This is a genomic window from Rossellomorea sp. y25 (assembly GCF_038049935.1).
Taxonomy (GTDB): domain Bacteria; phylum Bacillota; class Bacilli; order Bacillales; family Bacillaceae_B; genus Rossellomorea.
Map to the genome: position 1 here is coordinate 4396936 of NZ_CP145886.1, position 19283 is coordinate 4416218.

The window sequence follows — 19283 nt, forward strand, 5'->3', positions numbered from 1 at the left end:
CCCTCTTCCACTACTTCCCCCGCCCCATGTTCCTTTTCCCCCTCCTTTTGCGTTATAATAAAAGAATGCGATTTTATAGATTGGAGAGGTTGGTTGATGTCGATTCGTATTCAGGAGTTGAAGGATAAGTTACTTCCCATGAGTCAGTCGATACAGGGTCAGCTGGACCCGAATCAGGATGAGAGCAAGAATGTCGTTTCGAAGGGGCTTCTTTTGTTTCGTCAGAATCTGGTTTCGAACGTAAAGGTCCGGGATGAAGAAGTGTCGGCCGAGGTGCAGGATGTGACGCCTGTGACCCTCGAGCTGAATTTTTCGTTTCCCCTTTTAAGCAAGTGCTCGTGTCCTCAAGGTAGTTGGTGCCGGCATCAAATGGCGACCTTTTTTATGCTATATAACAAGGTTGGACGTGTCAGTGAGTGGATTCAGAATTGGCGGAGTCAGTCCCAGCCTGCCAGTCAGGAAACCCGGTCTTTGGATGACTTATTGAAGAAACACAGCAGTACGGGTGCTCTCCGGAAAGCAAGCGATCTATTAAACGAACGGAAAACACGGGGAAACACGCCTGAGGAATGGTGGCAATTCTATGACTCTCTTCTGAAGCAGGAAGACTTGGAGTTACTTGAAAGACAGCCCTATTTGATGGATGTCCTCGTTCAAAATATTACGAAGCGATTCATGAAGGAAGCACCATTCGAACGGGAGTGGAAGCCGCTATATCAGCTGTTCGCTACCTTTTATTTGTCCATACATATCGATCTGTATTTACAAAAAAGGAATGTCGAGCTGAGCCGCGAGCAGTACAGTATGTATGATTTTCTACTAGGCGAAATGGAAGACGCGGTTGAAAAACTGTCGATTCATGCCATGCCATTCAGCTTTGACCCGTACATTGCCTTTTTGAAAAAGCAGGCGATCGAGATGAGTGACTCTACAGAAAATAGTACGATGATGAAAGCCGAAGTGTACCGCTTCTTATGGTACTACTTATTCAAACAGAAGTCGTGGCGCCGTGAAGAGGTTGCTCGTTTAGAAGAAAGCAGCGGGCAGGACTCCACTTTTTACACCATCGCCATCCTCCATCAATATTTACTCCTCGAAGATTTGAACAAGGCGAGTGAAGTGGTGGATGAACTCGGTACCGAACTGGTCGCGTTCAGTGAATTCTGGCTGCGTAAATTTTTTGTCGGGAAGCGTTACGAAGTCGGTTTCTTCCTGGTACGCAATATTTTATCCAGGATGCCGGATCACTTGGAAACCCTCGATTATTATGAAGCGACCCGATTCGTTCGCTGGTTTGTGCGGATCCTGCCGATGGATTGGCTGATGGAAAAGGACAGTTCCCTTGTGAATGAACTCCTTCTATCCATGCTTCCGTACAGCTTCTTCTCGTACAATGAGTACCTCATTAGCGCGAAGGCTTATCGTGAATGGGTCGAACTGCAAAAATACATGAACTACAGCATTCAGGAGATGGAAGGCATGGGACTCCGCGATGTGACGAAGGAAGCACCTGAACTCGCACTGCCTATCTATTATTCAGGGGTCATGGATGCAATTGATCAGAAGAATCGAGACAGCTATAAGCAGGCGGTCCGCTATATGAAGAAGATCCGGACGATTTATAAAAAAACGAAGAAAACCGAAAAATGGGATGCTTATCTCACCTATATTTTAGATAAATACAAGCGATTACGTGCGTTCCAAGAAGAGTGCAGAAAGGGTAAGTTAATCGATGCTTAAACTGTCTTCCGTAAAGATCAACGTCAACACAACTGAATATGAAGACCGTTTCTTCATCACAGCCGTAAACGAAGAAGGAGAGCTTCTGGCTCCAAAGGAATGGAAGAGTCAGCTGTTTCTTTGGCATGAAGAGAGTTTCTACGGGACTCTTCTCGAGGATTCCACAAATGGGGTTGCCGTGACTCAGTGGCAGCTTCTTACGTTGCTTGCCGGTGAGCATTTCAGCAGCATGATCCAATGGGACTGGGACGAAACCGGGCAGGCGTGTATTGCGATTGCTCCTGTGATTTACGAGGCAGTGGAAGCCGGTCGCTGGCTGCCCCGCTTCGAGGAATGGCAGGAAAAAGGACTGCAGTTTCATATCCCCGATGAGGTCTGGTCGAATTTTAATGATGAGTTCTGGAAGGAAGAGCTTCCTGATGGAGGTCCGTCCCTCAAAAATCTCACCGAAACTTGGTTTCAAGGTGCGTTGAATGAGGCGATGGCTTCGGGCGGATCGAGTGCGATGAAGAGGATTCAGAAGCTGAAGGAAAGTACGCTGACGTCTGAAGAGCTGGATGCGTATTTTGATGAGAAACGTTGGAGTGAATGGATTGCCGGTGAGGATGAAGAACTTCCGTTTTCGATCGGTCTGAGGATCTCTGAGCCTCTTGATGAGGATGAGTCCTGGGAGCTTGAGACGATTTTAAGAGACCGCAAGAAAACGAATCGCGTCATTTCACTGGCTGAAGACACAGTCCCTCCTTCCTGGAAAAAGCATCTGCCTGATGTATCCGAAGAACAAGAACGGTGGATGAAGATGATGCCGATCCTCCGCGATACGGACGGTTCATTACGAACAGCTCTTGGTGAGCACGATGCTTGGGATTTCCTATCCGTACTAAGTGAGAAACTCATCGACCTGGACATTGAAATCCTCCTTCCGTCCTGGTGGGAAGCGATGAAGGATGCTCAGGTGCTGGTAAAAGCAAAGCTGAAGAACACGGACACAAGCTATCGTAAATCCTTCGTTGGCCTGAATGCCATGCTTGATTTCGACTGGCGATTATCCATGAACGGAGTCAATCTGTCAGAGGATGACTTTAATCAGCTTGTCGATAATCAGCGCCGCTTGGTGAAGATTCGCGGTCAGTGGATGAAGCTTGATCCCGCTATGATTAGAAGGATTCAGCAAATGATGACGAAAGCGAAGCAAGAAGGGATTTCGATCCAGGATATGCTGGAGCAGGAACTTGTTCCCCGCGATTCGGATGAATCGGACCTGGAGCCCGATGACGACGAGCATGATCCTTATAAATATGCCAGGATCCAGCTTGAACTCAATCGGTCAATGAAAAAGATGATTCACCAGCTGACAAATGTGTCATCGATTCCTTTAACGGAAACACCTGACGCGTTTATCGGCGAGCTCCGTCCTTACCAGCAGCTTGGAATGAGCTGGATGCTCTTTTTACGAAAATTCGGCTTTGGCGCTTGTCTTGCTGATGACATGGGACTCGGAAAAACCGTACAGCTGATCACGTATTTGCAGCATGTAAAAGAAACCGAGAATCCGGATACCCCTTCCCTAATCGTTGCCCCTACCTCCGTTCTCGGAAACTGGCAGCGGGAGTTGGAGAAATTTGCTCCTGATTTGAAGGTCCACCTTCATTATGGACCGAACCGGGCGAAAGGCGAACAATTTGCCAAGGAGATCAAAGGTGTCGATGTGGTCCTCACCTCTTACGGCTTGTCCCACATCGACTTTGAAGAACTATCGGAAGTCGTCTGGACATCGATTTCCCTCGACGAAGCACAAAATATCAAGAATGCCAATACGAAACAATCCAGGGCGATCCGTAAACTCAGCGGTAAGCATCATATTGCGCTCACCGGGACCCCGATGGAAAACCGATTATCGGAGCTGTGGTCCATCTTTGATTTCCTTAACCACGGGTACCTCGGTGGTTTCACGCAGTATCAGAAAAACTATATTGCTCCCATTGAAAAGGATGAATCCGAAGAAAAAGTCAAAGAGCTTCAGGCAAAAATCAAGCCGTTCTTATTGCGTCGTACGAAGAAAGATCCTGAGGTGGAATTAAACCTGCCTGAAAAACTGGAACAGAAAGAATATTGTCACCTGACCGCTGAGCAGGCAGCACTCTATGAGCAGCTGGTAAAAGACACTCTTGCTAAAATTGAAACATTGAGTGGATTTGAGCGCAAAGGATTAATCCTGCAAATGCTTAACCAGCTGAAGCAGTTATGTAACCACCCTGCGCTCTACTTAAAGGAACCGGATCCTAAATCGATTCTCTCCCGCTCTGAAAAAATGCAGAAGCTGAAGGATATCATAGAAACTGCACTGGAATCCGGTGAAGCATGCCTGATCTTCACGCAATATATTTCAATGGGCGAAATGATCCAGGAAGTGATGAAAGAAGAATTCAACGTTGATGTCCCATTCCTGAACGGCAGCATGGCAAAAGGAAAACGGGATGAACTCGTGGAGAAATTCCAAAATGGTGAATTCCCAGTATTCCTGCTTTCATTGAAAGCCGGCGGAACCGGATTGAACCTGACCGCAGCCAACCACGTCGTCCACTACGACCGCTGGTGGAATCCGGCGGTAGAAAATCAGGCAACCGACCGTGCCTATCGAATCGGACAGCAACGATTCGTTCATGTTCATAAACTTGTCTCTTCAGGGACACTTGAAGAAAAAATCGATGCCATGCTAATGAAAAAACAGGCATTGAATGATGAAATTATCCGCAGTGATCAGTGGGTTACAGAATTGTCTGATCAAGATTTGGAGTCTTTGTTGGTGTTGGAATAGTTGTAGGTAACCTCTTTCCTTTTGTGGGAAAGGGGTTTTTTGGTAGGTGTGATAGTGAAGTTAGGGGTGAGCTGGCGTTTAAATAGTCTCTAATGGGGGGCTATTTTAAAAGGGTTTTGACAAATCAGGGGTTGGTTTGAGGTTTTTTAGGTCGTTTTTACAAATATAATTGTAAAATAATTGCGTTTCCTGTTTATAGATTCGTTTTGTTGTGCCGCTTCCGAGCTAACTTGTGCCACTTTCAGCGTTTGTTGTGCCACTTTCCACAAAACACGTGCCAAAATGTGAACAACTAGAATCATTATCGTCCACCACAAGCGAAGGTCTAATACAATCGCTCTTTACTAAAGCAAAAAAACGCCGGCTCCCAATAGGAAACCGACTCAATATGAAGACATTAAGGGGAACGACTACTTTCTTACTCACTGCTACACATGTATATTTCTAATGAGGTAGGTTTGAGGCATGTTGCGATGACCATTGGCATTTGAGACAGCTGCTAATTAGGTTGGTTGGATTGTTCGTATGGAAAGAATTCTCGATGAGGGGTGTTTTATACTTATGATGAGGTTTTTAAAACTGGATTCGGGTACTCGTATCCTTGCTCAAGGGCTGTCACCCGTTGAGATAGATAGAAATTTTCGACGTTCGCTCTTGCTACTTTTTTGATGAGGTCTTCTGTTAACTTTTCCATTCTGTCGATTCTTTGTTCAAGATCTTGCAGTGTGGCCACAACTCCATCTCCCTTATAAAAATATTAGAACGGTAATTCGATTGTTTCTTTCTTGCTTGTCTCTGAAGCATTTACAGGCTCCCGCTTACTGTCCATAAATCTGACATTTTCAGCGACGACTTCCGTTACATACGTACGCTTTCCCTGATCATTCTCATAATGACGGGTTTGTATGCGACCCGTCACTCCAACGACAGATCCCTTTCGGCAGTATTTCTCCATATTGTCTGCAGCCCGGTTCCAAACGGTACAGAGTACGAAGTCTGTATCAATTTGGCCTTTTTGATTCTTGTAGTTGCGATTCACAGCTATTGTAGCGTTAAGTATCGATTTTCCTTCCAATGTCTTTCTTGCTTCAGGATCTTTGGTCAGCCTTCCGACGATGGTCACTTGGTTGATCAATTCGCTTCGTTCCCTCCTTTCTCTTAAGGTGTTTTCATCTTACAACCATCTCTCCTATGTTGTAAAATCGTAAATTTCCGAAATTCGAGGCGAAAATGGCTTGAATTTCCGAAATTCCCCTAGGGAGATTTTCTGTTTTTTACTCAAAAGCGGGGTCAAAATCACAAAATTGCATCTTTCGTTCTTTTTTTCATTGAGGAATTTATTAGGGAAACAATTCCTACTATGATATAATTTTATAAAACCTTTAAATGGGAGATGTTCGTTCATGAAAACCTTTAAAGTTATTTCACTTCAAGTAGTGGAAAACGATGAACTGCGTGACTTTGAAATTGTGGACGGTCTGATTATAAATAAGGAAGATGGACAGAGTACGTGGCTCGTCGAAACATATTTGTCGAATGAATATATTGAATTCTTTCAAGAGGCTCAACAAAGGAAGGAAGATTTGGAAATCCAAGTCGTCATTTCCCATAAAGCCAATGACCCGGCTGCTTTCATGACATCCATCCGTTGTATTAAAGAGATGGATGACCATATTAGCATTATGTTTGAGGGGAAATTGAAGAAACAGCGCAACGAATATGCTGAATTACTGTTAGACGACTTAGTTCAAAAAGGATACTCAGGAGAAGAACTTATTCGCGAATTCCGTGAGAAAATGGTATCGAAACCGCGTATTCCGGCCACTGCTAAACCTAGTGTTTAATTATACGAAATTATGTAATATCCATGTGAATTTATATGATATAATGAAATTAATTTTGTGACTTCAGTTATGAAGTTCTTAGGTAGGTGTCCCTTGTGATCGGAGAAAGAGTAAAGAAATACCGACAAGAAAAAAGAATGTCCATGACAGAGCTTGCTGAAAAAGCCGGTGTCGCTAAGTCATATTTAAGCTCAATAGAACGCAACCTTCAACAAAATCCATCTATCCAATTTCTTGAAAAAGTGTCAGCTGCTTTAGGAATTCCGATGGATGCTCTATTACATGATCAATCAGAAAATCAGAATATCGACCATGAGTGGCTCAAAATTGCGGAAGAAGCTATGGATTCCGGTATTACAAAAGAGCAGTTCCGTGAGTTCATTGAATTTAACAAATGGAAATTAGGTAATAAATAAAGTCTTGCGATCGGCTCGCAAGACTTTATTTATATTAAATCACTTTGTACTCGGCTTTCATTTCCTGGGATTGATTATGAAGAAATTCTCTGATTTCTTTTTTAGAAATTCCGGCGTTCAGTGCTTGTTTGATAAGTTCCATCCATTCAAGATCAAGTTCACGATTTGTCAATATAAATACCCTCCCAAAATACATGTATGTATTCCAGGCAATCCAGCCATCATAGTTCTCAAATAACCACACCTTCTACATTCATATATTCAACATGTTTGTGAAGATATGCCTACTCTATAACCTTAGATCTGTGACTTTGCGTCCTCATCTTTCAATAAGTTTGCCTTTATCTGACTCTTCCCTTCGAACTACTTCGATTATACTAATAAAAGTTCCTTTCATTTGTTGTTTTTTGTCAATTCCGTCAATTTAATTTACACTTTTTTCCTACACTTTAACCCATATTCTGACAATATCAAAATATTAAGCGTCTTTTTATTAGAATATCTTGTTAGTATTTGTCGTAAAACTACGAATACATGCTATTTTTATAGCTTTCCAGCTTTTTTCTTAAAGGGAGGACTTTTTCATTAATACTTTGGTAATTACTAGGATTATAGAACGCATGGTTAGATAAGTCAAATCCGCATGTGGGGCAGATCCATTCGCCCGATTCAGTACTACTGTAGGATGGTCTGGTGCAGCGGTTGCAGGTTTTTTTGTACATAACATCACCTCTTATTAATATGTCTCTTTCTTTTTTCGTATAAATCTATTTAGAAATATTAAAAGTAACCCTGCAGTAATAAAGGAAATCCCTAAAAATAGTAATTTATACATATCGGTAGCAGTATTTGGTAAATTCAATCCCTGTGATGGTAGTGGTTTTGAAGGAAATGTGCTTTTATCTGATTCTGACCTATCAATAAGTGGTGTGGTAGAATCAGTATCAGTATCTTCTGAAGGCTGTGGGGCTAAATTGGATTCTGCCGATATAATGATCTCAAATAGTGCTGAAGTATTTTGATACTCGTTCCCCAGTTCATAGGGAACCATAATTGAAAACATTAAATCTTTCCTTTCACCTTTTTTCAATAATTCCGGTGAAAATCCGTTGAAATTTTTTAGTTTATCATCAAATAGTAAATTTGATGAACTATCCGTATAAACCATTAAATCTAATTCATTAAAAAGCTTCTTATCAGGTTGCTTACTGTTTACTTGAAAAGTATAGCTTATGTCTTCAGTTCCTCCATTTTTAATCGTTAACGTTTTTTCCGTCCAATCCCCAGGTTTCATATTATCTATTTTAAAAAGAAATACTTCATCAGGGATAATTATCAGATCTATTTCGTTCGCTGTAGCCTTTTGTATATTCACTAATCCTGAATAAATGAAAACTACAGTAAATAAAATGATTAGTTTTTTAGAATTCATATTTTCATCCCCTATAATATATGAATATATACTTAATTAATGTTGATTGTTACTGTTTTGTTCTTTTTAAAGAACTTATTAATTCATTATAAGATTCTAATTCTTAATTTGAAATCCTCAAATACATCCAATACACAACTCTAATGAGCAATTATCGGTCATTCTCTCAAAATTGCTTTGTTTTATTAACTTTTTTGTATTTTATAAAATACATTTTGTTCTATATAATGAATTAAACTGTTATAAAGGGAGTAATATTCATGGTAGGTGAGCGGATTAAGAATCTGCGTGAGCAGAAAGGTTTAACAATTAATGAATTAGCATTACATTCTAATGTTTCTAAGTCTTACATTAGCTCCATAGAAAGGGGGCTGCAGAAAAACCCCTCTATTAAGGTATTAAAAAAAATTGCACTTACTTTGGATACTTCTTTAGAAAATATAACCTCTGCGCATAATAAAGTAATTATTCTTGGTGAAGAGTGGATTGAACCTCTTGAACATGCTATTGAGCACGGTTTAACCAAGGAAGAATTTCATGACTTCCTTTCTTTTGTACAATATAAAAGGAGTAAGCATAACAATGAATAGACTACTATTAGTTACTGGATCCATTCTTCTATTAATAGGAATAGGTTGTTCCGTTCTCGCTATTTCGGAAATGAATAAGCAGGAAGAGGCTCAGATGGATTCTTTAAAAGAGGCGAAGAGTTTGGTTCTAAAAGATTCTGAGGAGAATTCCGGAAGTCTAGAATCAGTCAAAATGGAATATCACTTTGAAACCGGTGATGTGATAGGGCTTTTAAATATCCCAAAATTAGGGCGTGAAGTTCCAATCATCTCAGGTACCCATGAAGAGGACTTAGAAAGAGGAGTTGGTCACGTCTCAACAACTAAACTTCCTGGGCAACAAGACCGAATTTTTCTTGCTGGTCACCGGGATACCGTGTTCAAACAAATGGGGGAGCTAAGAAAAGGGGATACCTTATCTATTCAGTTGAAGACTGGTGTATATGAATATGAGATATATGAAACGTTCATTGTGGATGAGACTGATCTTTCCGTCCTTGAGCCAACCTCTCCAGAAGAAATCCTCACCCTTTCCACATGCTATCCATTCGAATACCTTTCAAGTACAGAAGAGCGTTACATCATCAATGCCCGAAAAGTAAATTAAAGCGCAGAAAGCTAATAGCCTCTGCGCCCCATTACTACTCGTCCTTATTATCCTGATCTTGCATATCTAGATCATCTTCTACAGCGTCTTCTTCAGGCGAGTTTTCATCCTTCGCTGCATCTTTGTCCCCTGGCTCGTTCTTATCTTGGGACTCATCCATTTCGTTATTGCCCATATCGTCATTCTCATTCATGCCGTCATCTTCCGGCATTTCTTCTTCCGTTGGTGCCTCATCTTCCGGAGGAGGCTCCTGGTCTGCGTTACATCCTACAAGAAGCATGGCAGCAAGTGCTGATCCACCAAGAATTGAAAGTAATTTTTTGCTCATGATGTATTACTCCTTTCTAACGTGTACGTTAGTTAATGTAAGACCGTTACTTTGGTCTTTCGTTAGCATTCCCTGAAAATGAATTAACTTGCATTTTGAGAGCAATTTTTTGGAGAAATTATATTTGAGAAGCGTGAAAGTGATTTAACAGAAAACTGGGCCTGAAGTGAACGAAATCACTCCAAACCCAGTTTACATATTGACTATTCTTGTTTATCTCCCAGAGCAAACATCATTTCCAATTCGCAGGCAACCTCACCATCAACAGTCGCCACGCCTTTTCCTTTACCGATCGGTCCTTTAAAACGGATCATTTCCACTTCAAGTCTCAGCTGGTCTCCCGGCTTTACTTGACGCTTGAAACGACATTTATCAATGCCTGTAAAGAAGGCTAAACGTCCACGGTTATCTTCCACTTTCAGCATGGCCACAGCACCAACCTGAGCCAGCGCCTCTACAATCAGCACGCCAGGCATAACAGGATAGTCAGGGAAATGTCCATTGAAGAACTCCTCATTCGCCGTCACATTTTTAATCCCAATCGCTTTCTTACCTTCTTCCACTTCAAGGATCCTATCCACCAACAAAAACGGATAACGATGGGGAATGATCTCTTTAATCTGATTAATATCAAGCATTCAAAATTCCTCCTACCAATATGTATGTACACCTTATTGTATCTAAATTGATTGTATAAAGGCAACTTGGAGAGGGACGGACCTCCCAAAACTGCACATCTGCTTTAAAAGCCTATGGAGTCGGGGTTCTTTCATGAAGGTTTCCCAATTCGAGGTCCGTCCCCAGATCCACTAAATCTAAACCCCGTAGAAAAGGATCGCATCCATATACAAAGAGTGCAATCCTTCGATAGTTTTAGTTATTTCGATGACACTGGCGATGATCTATTGGCGGTTTTCTGCTTTTTGAAAGGGACGGACCTCGAATACCAAGCTTCATCACAATGAAACCCCGAGATTTCAGGAATCTTTGCCATAAGCTAAATATTTCGAGGTCCGTCCCTCAAAAGGTTCTCAATGAGTTAATTTTTTTTGACGATGTCGATGATGTGCTGCCAGGTTTCTGCTTTGAATACGTCGGCTGCTTTGCCGTCTCCGATGCCTGCGAAGCCAATGACGGCACCCAGTACGAGACTTCCTGCAAGAAGAAGGATAAACAGAAGGATTCTCAGCCAAATCGGCAGCATGCGTACACGCACCCAGCGCGTCGGTTTGGTTTCGTCCTTTTGCTTCGCTTTTTTTTCTGTTTTTACTGATTCTCTTGTCGTTTTCTCTTCTTGTAGTAGCTCTTTTTCACTCATAGCATTTAACTCCTTTTAGCGTATCCCATTTACAAGACCCATCATTTGATCTGCAAGGGAGATCGAGCGGGCCTGAAATTGATATGATCGTTGGACATTCAGCATGTCCGTCATTTCTTTACTGATATCAACGTTCGATGCCTCTAATGAATTCTGGATCATTGAAATATCAGTTCGTGCTCCTCCAACGACGTTCGTTACCACTTCATCCTCCGTAACACCAAGCCCGGCCAGGTTCTCTGCGAAACCTAACAGATTACCTCCAAACTGCTGAAGGAATTGAGGCTTTTCAACCGTGACAATTCCCAGATTGAATTGCTGTTGACCGCCGCCAGAATCCGTAACCGTCAGGATGCCGTTATCCCCTAACTGAAAAGAAGACGCCTCTTCAGAAAATGTAATAAAGTCATCATTCTCATCCAGGATCGGCAAGCCGCTCCCGTTTACAAGCATCGCTTCGCCATTCCCGGTTGGACTGACAAAGAATGCCCCGTCTCTCGTAAAGCGCACTGCACCCCCGTTGTCACCTTGAGCAAGGACTTTAAAAAATTGCGCCTCACTTGTTAAAGCAAAATCCAGTTGGCGACCCGTTGATTTCAACGATCCCTGGTTTAAGATCAGTTGAGATTGTGAAAGCATCGCACCACTGCCTTCCCTTACTCCTAGAGGGGTAAGCCTGCCCGTTTCAAACTTATCTACACGCTGATTCTTAACCTGCTGCACAAGAAGCTCAGAGAATGTCGCTTCACGTCGCTTGTATCCATTTGTATCTGCGTTCGACAGATTATGACCAATCATGTCCATTTGTTTCTGCAATTGACCTAATGTGTTGGTTGCTGTAATCATCATTCGATTCATGACATGTTTCCCCCCTATTATAAGGTATTCAGTGGCGAAATTCATTTACAATCTTTAACTATCAGTTGACACGACCGATTTCATTGGCTGCTTTTTCCATACTTCGATCATACGCTTGAAGGACTTTTTGATTTGCTTCAAAAGTTCTATACGCTGATAACATATCCGTCATCGTGCGGGAAGCATCCACATTAGAGCGCTCAAGAAAACCCTGCTTGGTGGTAAAAGATATATCGTTTTCTTCATAAGCATTTGGAAGAGGCACATTGCCTTCTGTCGCAAATAATCCATCTCCCTGTTTCACAAGTCGATTGGGATTGTCTGAATAGCCGACGCCTAAAGAAGCCACGATGTTTTCACCGGCTACAATCTGCCCTTTTTCCCCAATAGTGAACCGTTCACTGTCCAATCGAATACGCCCACCATTATCATTCAGAATATAAAAACCACTGTTCGTCGTTAAAAAACCGTTCCCATTCACAGTCAGATTGCCGTTTCGTGTATAGCGAGGATTCCCATCCGCACCTTCCACCGTGAGAAAAACGGATCCAACCGATCCTGTTTCCTCATTTGTCGGCATGGACACGTCCAGTAGTGCAATGTCCAGGTTTCTTCCTGTTTCCTGAAGGTCTCCCTGAAGAAAAGAAGGAATCGCCTCTTGCATATACACACCCGTATTGAGAGCTCCGACCTTATGATTAAAAGGAAGGGAGAGTGCTTTCTCTGTCGGGATGGATGTGGAATCCATGCGTTCGAGGAGCATTTTGGGAAATGCCCGCATCGATGCCTGATCCGCTTTGTAGCCAGGGGTATTCGCATTCGACATATTGTTCGTTAACATTTCAGTCTTGCGTTGTTGAGAAAGCATTCCTGATGCTACTGTATAAAATCCGCGAAACATGTTTTTTCACCTCATAACTGTTTACCGTTTTTATATCGGATGAATGGTGACATATTTTTATAAGAGAAAGTTATCCAATTCGTCTTCTTGAAATTTTATCGATATTTTCAAGCATTAATCCGGTTCCAACCGCTACACAATCCATAGGGTTTTCAGCTATCAGTACTGGTACTTTCAGTTCTTCTGCAAGAAGGGTATCCATTCCGTGAAGAAGTGCGCCCCCGCCTGTTAAAATGACTCCTCGGTCAATAATGTCCGCTGATAATTCTGGCGGAGTCTTCTCAAGAACATTTTTAGCAGCCTGTACAATGACTGCCACTGATTCACGAAGAGCCCCTTCAATTTCCGTGGATGTCACGGTAATGGTGCGTGGAAGACCTGATACCATATCACGACCGCGAATACTCATTTCCTTACGCTCTTCATCAAATGTTTCTGAGAATACCGTACCAATATTCACCTTGATATCTTCAGCAGTACGTTCTCCGATGAGAAGCTTGTACTCTTTTTTAATATAGTTCAGGATTTCGTGATCAAACTTATCTCCGGCCATTTTAATGGACTGACTCGTCACGATGTCCCCCATGGAAAGAACCGCTACGTCCGTTGTTCCTCCACCGATGTCAACGACCATGTTTCCGGTAGGATTGAAGATATCCATCCCTGCTCCAATGGCTGCCACTTTCGGTTCTTCTTCTAAGTAAATCTTCTTTCCACCGCTCTTTTCAGCCGCTTCCCTGATTGCCTTTTGCTCGACGCTCGTGATGTTCGTTGGGCAGCAAATCAAGATTCTTGGCTTAGAAAGAAACCCTTTTACATTCAATTTATTGATAAAATGCTTCAGCATCGCTTCTGTTACATCAAAGTCAGCAATAACCCCGTCTTTTAACGGACGAGTCGCCACAATGTTTCCAGGAGTACGCCCAACCATACGACGCGCTTCCTCTCCTACTGCTAATACTTTACCTGTATTCTTGTCCAAAGCCACAACCGATGGCTCATTCAAAACAATCCCTTTTCCTTTAACATGAATTAAAACATTAGCCGTACCAAGATCAATCCCAATATCTTTCGCGAACATCTTGTGTTTCTCCCTTCTTCTTCTACAAATTCATCATCATTTTCATCTATAGTTTCATCTTTATGTCATTACGTAAAAACGTTAAGGCAAAACTTTCACCTAATTAATTATTTTACCATAAATATGTCGAATGTAGGTATTGTATGTCAAAAAAATGTATTGATATTGTTATTTATTTGGAAAAGTATAGGGATTTAGGAGGGGGAATGTTACAGGGATGTTAAGGTTTGGTGAAGTTGGGGTGGGATTGGGGTGGTTGTACCTGGTACAATTGAGGAGTTTTGTGCCTGGTACAATCAGTTCTTTGTTTAACAGTTAAAATAATCCATAAATTTGTCTGTTAATTTTCACGGATTTTTAACAGGCATAATACAATAGAAATTCAACTGTTAAAAAAACTCGAAAATTCATCAGGCAAAGTCGCTAGAAATAACCGTGCCATTCCCTCCCTCAAAAAACAAAAACACACCAAGCGTGACCCATTTTTCTGGGGCTTGGCGTATTTTGGTTAGCTGTGGAGCTCTTCTTTTTTGTATTTTTGCTTCGTCGCTTCTCCACCTCGTAGATGCCGGATAGATTTATGATAATCAAGTATTGTTTTGACTTCATTTGCGAGTTCTGGATTAATTTCTGGCAGTCGTTCTGTTAGATCTTTATGGACAGTACTTTTGGACACGCCAAACTCCTTCGCAATTACACGAACAGTTTTTTTCGTCTCCACGATATACTTACCAATCTTGATTGTTCTCTCTTTGATGTAATCGTGCACACCACTCGACCTCCCTAAATTGGATGTGAGAAGTGTGAAATGAGACTCGCTTTCGCATCAATGAAATAGTATAGACCCCTTGCACATAGGCAAACGGCAGAAAGCCTTATTTATGACGGCAGCTTCCTGATGTTACAACGTATAATCAAATATTCAGCTGATGATCAATGGTATAATGACGATTCCTCACCTCAAACACTCTCTATTTTGATAGGTTTGTATCATTTTATTAGCTTGTGCCCACATATATGCACAAAAAACACAATAAGGACAAGGTTTGAGGTTAATTTTCTGAAAAATCACTCTTAGGGACGGACCTTCATATGGTTTTCGGAGGAAAACCGACCTCGTAAATGTGCCATCCTTCACCCATTACCCCGGCTGACCCGGACCAACTCCCCCCAGGTTTCCACCCTTCGATCTTTTAACAGCTCCAATAATTCCACAAATAAGTAAGCCGTCATAAGGGCATCGTTTAACGCCCGATGTCTTGGGTACAACCGAGTCCCGAACATCTGGGCATATCGCTCAAGATCTCTCATATCGTAAGAGGGCGAAAGATATCCGATTAGATTAAGTGTGTCCAGGCTCGGTGCCATCTGAAGATGAAGTCCGGCTCGCTTCAGTTCACTCTTCAGCACGAGTTCATCAAAGCTTACGTAGTGTCCAACCAGACTATTCACACTATTTCCTCCTATAAAGGTGAAGAAGTCACGGATGGCATCCGATGCTTCCGGCGCTTGTTCGACATCTTTAGACTGAATTCCCGTAAGCTGGATTATTTCCTGAGAAATGGGTCGATGAGGATTGGAAAATGTCTGAAATGTGATATTTTCCTTTACCTCATACCCTTTTACTTTAACCGCTCCGATTTCCAGCATCCGGTCCTCCGCTCCGACGCGGAATCCTGTCGTTTCCGTATCAAAGACAACAAACGTAAGATCTGCTATTTCACTGTTGAGCGGGATGGAATCATAGTGGAGCGGACACTCGATCTTTTTCTTTGAAAAAATGAAAATCTTCACTTCCCTTCTACGTTAAGGAGTAATGAGATAGCATCATTTGTTGAAATTCCCGTATCGTTTTCACACTTTTGTACAGGTTTTCTTTTTTACGGGTGGAGAGTGTGGAGAGGTGTACCGTATCTCCCTGATCATTCCTCTTTAACTCTATATAGAGCTTCATCAATTCCTGGAAAGCTTCTGATAATTCTTCTGCAAAATCCTCAGAAATAGATCGCTTTTTTGTTAAAAAATCGATTTTCTCCCTAGTCGATCCGGAGGTATTACCATGAGCAGCATTCAATATCTGCAGAGCATGATGAAAAGGGAACAGAATATTTTTCTTAATAGATACCGTTTTTCGATCCATGCCTAATATTGAGCTAATGGATGAGTGAAGAGCAGGCACTGGCTTGGATTTTTCGACTTGGGCCAGTCGTACCAATAATATTTTCGAACTGCGGAGCTGATCTTTTATAGCGTCTTCAAATGTCGAATGAAGCGTTTCATCCCCATCTAAAAATCGATATGAAAAGAAGTTTTGTACCTTCAATAAGGTATCCTCTGACGAATGGACAGACCATTCTCTCAACCTTTCCTGCCAGGAACCCACACTCCCTGTCCACGCTTTCTGATTCGCCATCATTCTCCCGTCACAAAGACGCAGTCCTGCCTTTTCCAATTCAACGACGACTTTTTCAGCAAAATCCCAGAAATAGTCCACCGCTTCTTTACTATGTTTTTCATAAACGAGGAAATGATCTTGGTCGGTCAACATAAACTGCTCTTTCCTACCTGCTGAACCCATGGCATAAAATGCATACGAGCAAGGTCTATCCCGTCCTTCCTGAAGCAATTCTTCCTCAACCTGCTTTAGGATCCGCTGATAAATACGATCGAATAGCCCTGACATGAAATCGAGAATGTGGAATACCGGAGCATGCGCATTCCAAAGACTCGATAACATGGACTCTGCCATCGGTTTAATCTTCTCCAGTGGAAAATCCTTGTTCTCCAGTTTCCTTGCACTCGTCAGGGCACCTATATGGTTCGCCTTCATTACATCGTGGAGGGTGATGATGCCGATAGGTCCGTCCCTCTCCTTATCCCCGACAACGGGCAGGTGTTTGATGGAGTGATCGATCATGGTGGCGAGGGCTTCGTACAGATAGGCGTCACGGGTGATGACGATTGGATTGGGGGTCATGGTCCCGTTTACCGGTTTGGTGAGAGGGACGGACCTTGCAAGGCATCTGGAGACGAGGTCTCTTTCTGTCAGTATTCCTGCAATGCGATTGTTTTCCAGTATGATGACAGAGCTGACCCGGTTTTCTCCCATGGCTCGAGCTGCATCCCCCAGGGAATCATCACTCCTGACAGTTACAACTGAATTTGTCATGACATCACTCACACGTTTCAGAATCGTTGTCCGCTCTTCAAGCCCGTGCGCCACTCCCACTTGCTGAGACAAGGAATAATAAACATCCTGAAGTCGTTTTGATGTTTCTTCTAATAAAAAATTCTTCAAATAAGGTTCATTCCAATAGTTTTTTAAACTAGTATATGGAACGAGGCAGAGCTGACAGTCCTCTTTCGCCTTGACCTCAACCGAAGAATAAACACTCTCCTCTACCGTTGTATTCAGAACAGAGTACAGACTTGATAAGCCGACTATTCCGTCCTTAGAAATCATCTCAAGAATCTCTTCTTTTTCCTTAGGGACAACCACCGCTACCTCTCCATTAATCACAAGGTAGAGTCCTAATCGGTGTTCAAAGCTTTTCAGAATAGTAGAGTGCTTTCCCACCTCAAGCCACTTACACTCGGAGAAAAGGGAAAGAGCCGTACCCCGCTCCATCCCCTTGAAGAAGGGATGAAGGAGTACAGCTTCTTGAAATGATCCGTCAGGCTTTGAAGTCGACATCGTCGTTCACCCAAACTTCTCCGTCTTTAAAGGTCATTTGTTCCGGGTAACGGAGATCCATTACCTCTTCTTGAATCTTTTGAGACGGTGCTTTCGTCATCAGTGACACGACGATATTGGCAATCGTTGCGGCCGTTGCGCCAAACACTCCTGCCCCCGTATCAATGATGCCGAATAGGGTAACTCCTGATCTTGCCAGGAAGATATACGTAAGGGTTACCCCTAACCCCACAAGCATCCCTGCAATAACCCCTTGGGCATTGGAGCGTTTCCACCATACCCCGAGTAAAAGTGCCGGGAAAAACGTTCCGGACGCCAGTGCGAAGGCCCAGGCGACGATCTGGGTGATAACCCCTGGAGGATTGAGAGCCACAATCCCGGCGAGCACCGTTGCAATGACGATCGACCAACGGGCAACTGCCAGACGATTTTTCTCTGTCGCGTTTGGCTTGAATACACGATAGTAGATATCATGAGCAAAGGAAGAGGATATCGCGATCATCAATCCGCCTGCCGTCGATAACGCCGCTGCCATGGCACCAGCCGCTACGAGACCGATGACGAATACGCCTAAATTCGCAATTTCCGGTGTGGCCATGACCACGATATCATTCGAGATGATGATTTCCTTCCACTGTAGGATTCCATCTCCATTTGCGTCTGCGACCTGTAATTTCCCCGTATCCACCCAGGATTTCGTCCAGGAAGGCAAGTCACTGATTTGACTGCCCGCAACCTTTGTCATTAGAATGAAGCGTGAGAATGCTGCATATGCAGGTGCTGATAAATAGAGAAGTCCGATGAAAAGGAGTGCCCATGCTCCTGACCAGCGAGCCGCCTTCATCGTAGAAACCGTATAGAATCGAACGATTACGTGTGGAAGTCCCGCGGTCCCTGCCATCAACGTAAACATCAGAGCCATGAACTGCCACTTCGTACCGTTAGTAAAAGGAGCGAAGTATTCCGAGACCCCAAGCTCACGATCGAGCTCCCCGATTTTCCCTACCAGTTCCCCATAGGAAATCCAGGGTGCAGGGTTTCCGGTAATTTGTAACGACATGAAAATAACAGGAATTAAATAAGCGATAATAAGAACAACATACTGAGCAACCTGCGTCCACGTGATCCCCTTCATCCCACCAAAAGCTGCGTAGAAGGCGATGAGCACCACTCCGATCATCGTACCGACTTTGGCATCGATTTCGAACAAACGACCGATTACGACCCCGGAACCTGACAGCTGACCAATGGAATACGTAAAACTGATAATGATTGTGCAGATGGCGGCAATGACGCGGGCCGTGTGGCTGTTATACCGGTCCCCGATAAATTCCGGTACCGTATAGCGACCATATTTCCTAAGCTGTGGGGCAAGTAAGAAGGTTAACAGTAAATATCCTCCCGTCCAGCCCATTATGTAGGCAAGTCCATCATAGCCGAGGATCATGACGGTACCAGCCAGTCCAATGAATGATGCTGCACTCATCCAGTCTGCTCCGATGGCCATCCCATTAAAGATCGGCGGCACTCCCCGACCGGCTACATAGAAGTCCGATGTCGCTTTCGCTTTGTTATAAACAGCAATTCCGATATATAACGCAAACGTCAACAGAATAATCGACGTTGATACTAAAAACTGAGTATCCATTTATCGTTTCCCCCTGCTCTATTCTATAT

Annotated in this window: 20 protein-coding genes and 1 riboswitch; of the genes, 6 read left to right on the top strand and 14 right to left on the bottom strand. The window is 43.0% G+C overall.

Features of this window, described 5'->3' with window-relative positions; genetic code table 11:
* Window positions 1-96: 96 nt before the first annotated feature.
* Window positions 97-1740 (top strand): hypothetical protein, encoded by a 1644-nt coding sequence (locus tag AAEM60_RS21890; RefSeq protein WP_341357164.1) that lies wholly within the window; start codon window positions 97-99, stop codon window positions 1738-1740.
* Window positions 1733-4558 (top strand): DEAD/DEAH box helicase, encoded by a 2826-nt coding sequence (locus AAEM60_RS21895; RefSeq protein WP_341357165.1) that lies wholly within the window; start codon window positions 1733-1735, stop codon window positions 4556-4558. The genes AAEM60_RS21890 and AAEM60_RS21895 overlap by 8 nt, the downstream gene beginning before the upstream one ends.
* Before the next feature lie 559 nt (window positions 4559-5117).
* On the opposite strand, the gene AAEM60_RS21900 is transcribed toward AAEM60_RS21895, so the two are convergent.
* Window positions 5118-5291, bottom strand: coding sequence for a hypothetical protein (locus AAEM60_RS21900; RefSeq protein ID WP_188048404.1), 174 nt, complete (start codon window positions 5289-5291; stop codon window positions 5118-5120).
* 24 nt (window positions 5292-5315) lie between these two features.
* A complete protein-coding gene (gene ssb, locus AAEM60_RS21905; RefSeq protein ID WP_341357166.1) occupies window positions 5316-5693 on the bottom strand; it encodes a single-stranded DNA-binding protein in 378 nt (125 codons plus the stop codon).
* A 268-nt stretch (window positions 5694-5961) separates the two neighbouring features.
* Between ssb and AAEM60_RS21910 the strand changes: the two genes are divergently transcribed.
* On the top strand, window positions 5962-6402 hold the full coding sequence (locus tag AAEM60_RS21910; RefSeq protein ID WP_299744155.1) for a YwpF-like family protein: 441 nt from the start codon (window positions 5962-5964) through the stop codon (window positions 6400-6402).
* Window positions 6403-6497: 95 nt separating this feature from the next.
* The gene (locus AAEM60_RS21915) at window positions 6498-6818 is read left to right on the top strand and encodes a helix-turn-helix domain-containing protein (RefSeq protein WP_299744153.1); all 321 of its coding nucleotides are present in this window, start codon (window positions 6498-6500) and stop codon (window positions 6816-6818) included.
* Between the two features lie 34 nt (window positions 6819-6852).
* Here the strand turns inward: AAEM60_RS21915 and AAEM60_RS21920 are convergent, their stop codons facing one another.
* Window positions 6853-6990: an anti-repressor SinI family protein gene (locus AAEM60_RS21920; protein ID WP_341357167.1), complete on the bottom strand. Its 138-nt coding sequence runs from the start codon at window positions 6988-6990 to the stop codon at window positions 6853-6855.
* A gap of 33 nt (window positions 6991-7023) precedes the next feature.
* Window positions 7024-7168: riboswitch (cyclic di-GMP riboswitch) on the bottom strand.
* Between the two features lie 386 nt (window positions 7169-7554).
* Entirely contained in the window at window positions 7555-8250 is a 696-nt protein-coding gene (locus AAEM60_RS21925) for a TasA family protein (RefSeq protein ID WP_341357168.1), read from the bottom strand.
* A 260-nt stretch (window positions 8251-8510) separates the two neighbouring features.
* Between AAEM60_RS21925 and AAEM60_RS21930 the strand changes: the two genes are divergently transcribed.
* Window positions 8511-8840 carry an XRE family transcriptional regulator gene (locus tag AAEM60_RS21930; protein WP_299744147.1) on the top strand — a complete coding sequence of 110 codons (330 nt, stop codon included), beginning with the start codon at window positions 8511-8513 and terminating at the stop codon, window positions 8838-8840.
* Entirely contained in the window at window positions 8833-9426 is a 594-nt protein-coding gene (locus tag AAEM60_RS21935; RefSeq protein ID WP_299744145.1) for a class D sortase, read from the top strand. Before AAEM60_RS21930 ends, AAEM60_RS21935 begins: the two co-directional genes overlap by 8 nt.
* 34 nt (window positions 9427-9460) lie before the next feature.
* Here the strand turns inward: AAEM60_RS21935 and AAEM60_RS21940 are convergent, their stop codons facing one another.
* The 10 genes from AAEM60_RS21940 to AAEM60_RS21985 all read right to left on the bottom strand — a co-directional run bounded on the left by AAEM60_RS21940 (window position 9461) and on the right by AAEM60_RS21985 (window position 19254).
* The gene (locus tag AAEM60_RS21940; RefSeq protein ID WP_299744140.1) at window positions 9461-9754 is read right to left on the bottom strand and encodes a hypothetical protein; all 294 of its coding nucleotides are present in this window, start codon (window positions 9752-9754) and stop codon (window positions 9461-9463) included.
* Window positions 9755-9957: 203 nt separating this feature from the next.
* Entirely contained in the window at window positions 9958-10392 is a 435-nt protein-coding gene (gene fabZ / locus AAEM60_RS21945; protein WP_299744138.1) for a 3-hydroxyacyl-ACP dehydratase FabZ, read from the bottom strand.
* A gap of 401 nt (window positions 10393-10793) precedes the next feature.
* Window positions 10794-11072, bottom strand: coding sequence for a DNA-directed RNA polymerase subunit beta (locus AAEM60_RS21950; RefSeq protein WP_299744135.1), 279 nt, complete (start codon window positions 11070-11072; stop codon window positions 10794-10796).
* 15 nt (window positions 11073-11087) lie between these two features.
* Entirely contained in the window at window positions 11088-11930 is an 843-nt protein-coding gene (locus AAEM60_RS21955) for a flagellar hook-basal body protein (protein WP_341357169.1), read from the bottom strand.
* Window positions 11931-11991: 61 nt separating this feature from the next.
* Complete coding sequence (locus tag AAEM60_RS21960; protein ID WP_341357170.1) at window positions 11992-12831, bottom strand: flagellar hook-basal body protein; 840 nt, start codon at window positions 12829-12831, stop codon at window positions 11992-11994.
* 70 nt (window positions 12832-12901) lie between these two features.
* On the bottom strand, window positions 12902-13912 hold the full coding sequence (locus AAEM60_RS21965; RefSeq protein ID WP_299744126.1) for a rod shape-determining protein: 1011 nt from the start codon (window positions 13910-13912) through the stop codon (window positions 12902-12904).
* 508 nt (window positions 13913-14420) lie between these two features.
* Window positions 14421-14681 carry a sporulation transcriptional regulator SpoIIID gene (spoIIID, locus tag AAEM60_RS21970; RefSeq protein ID WP_032086905.1) on the bottom strand — a complete coding sequence of 87 codons (261 nt, stop codon included), beginning with the start codon at window positions 14679-14681 and terminating at the stop codon, window positions 14421-14423.
* Between the two features lie 365 nt (window positions 14682-15046).
* On the bottom strand, window positions 15047-15706 hold the full coding sequence (locus AAEM60_RS21975; protein WP_299744115.1) for a 3'-5' exonuclease: 660 nt from the start codon (window positions 15704-15706) through the stop codon (window positions 15047-15049).
* A 7-nt stretch (window positions 15707-15713) separates the two neighbouring features.
* Window positions 15714-17606: a DUF294 nucleotidyltransferase-like domain-containing protein gene (locus AAEM60_RS21980; RefSeq protein ID WP_341357171.1), complete on the bottom strand. Its 1893-nt coding sequence runs from the start codon at window positions 17604-17606 to the stop codon at window positions 15714-15716.
* The gene (locus AAEM60_RS21985; protein ID WP_044339976.1) at window positions 17587-19254 is read right to left on the bottom strand and encodes a sodium:solute symporter family protein; all 1668 of its coding nucleotides are present in this window, start codon (window positions 19252-19254) and stop codon (window positions 17587-17589) included. Before AAEM60_RS21985 ends, AAEM60_RS21980 begins: the two co-directional genes overlap by 20 nt.
* Window positions 19255-19283 lie beyond the last annotated feature (29 nt).

Coding starts and splice junctions, on each gene's coding strand:
- AAEM60_RS21890 (WP_341357164.1), top strand. CDS start 97: ATGTCGATTCGTATTCAGGAGTTGAAGGATAAGTTACTTCCCATGAGT.
- AAEM60_RS21960 (WP_341357170.1), bottom strand. CDS start 12,831: ATGTTTCGCGGATTTTATACAGTAGCATCAGGAATGCTTTCTCAACAA.
- AAEM60_RS21940 (WP_299744140.1), bottom strand. CDS start 9,754: ATGAGCAAAAAATTACTTTCAATTCTTGGTGGATCAGCACTTGCTGCC.
- fabZ (WP_299744138.1), bottom strand. CDS start 10,392: ATGCTTGATATTAATCAGATTAAAGAGATCATTCCCCATCGTTATCCG.
- AAEM60_RS21950 (WP_299744135.1), bottom strand. CDS start 11,072: ATGAGTGAAAAAGAGCTACTACAAGAAGAGAAAACGACAAGAGAATCA.
- AAEM60_RS21980 (WP_341357171.1), bottom strand. CDS start 17,606: ATGTCGACTTCAAAGCCTGACGGATCATTTCAAGAAGCTGTACTCCTT.
- AAEM60_RS21955 (WP_341357169.1), bottom strand. CDS start 11,930: ATGAATCGAATGATGATTACAGCAACCAACACATTAGGTCAATTGCAG.
- AAEM60_RS21935 (WP_299744145.1), top strand. CDS start 8,833: ATGAATAGACTACTATTAGTTACTGGATCCATTCTTCTATTAATAGGA.
- AAEM60_RS21985 (WP_044339976.1), bottom strand. CDS start 19,254: ATGGATACTCAGTTTTTAGTATCAACGTCGATTATTCTGTTGACGTTT.
- AAEM60_RS21930 (WP_299744147.1), top strand. CDS start 8,511: ATGGTAGGTGAGCGGATTAAGAATCTGCGTGAGCAGAAAGGTTTAACA.
- AAEM60_RS21925 (WP_341357168.1), bottom strand. CDS start 8,250: ATGAATTCTAAAAAACTAATCATTTTATTTACTGTAGTTTTCATTTAT.
- AAEM60_RS21910 (WP_299744155.1), top strand. CDS start 5,962: ATGAAAACCTTTAAAGTTATTTCACTTCAAGTAGTGGAAAACGATGAA.
- AAEM60_RS21965 (WP_299744126.1), bottom strand. CDS start 13,912: ATGTTCGCGAAAGATATTGGGATTGATCTTGGTACGGCTAATGTTTTA.
- AAEM60_RS21895 (WP_341357165.1), top strand. CDS start 1,733: ATGCTTAAACTGTCTTCCGTAAAGATCAACGTCAACACAACTGAATAT.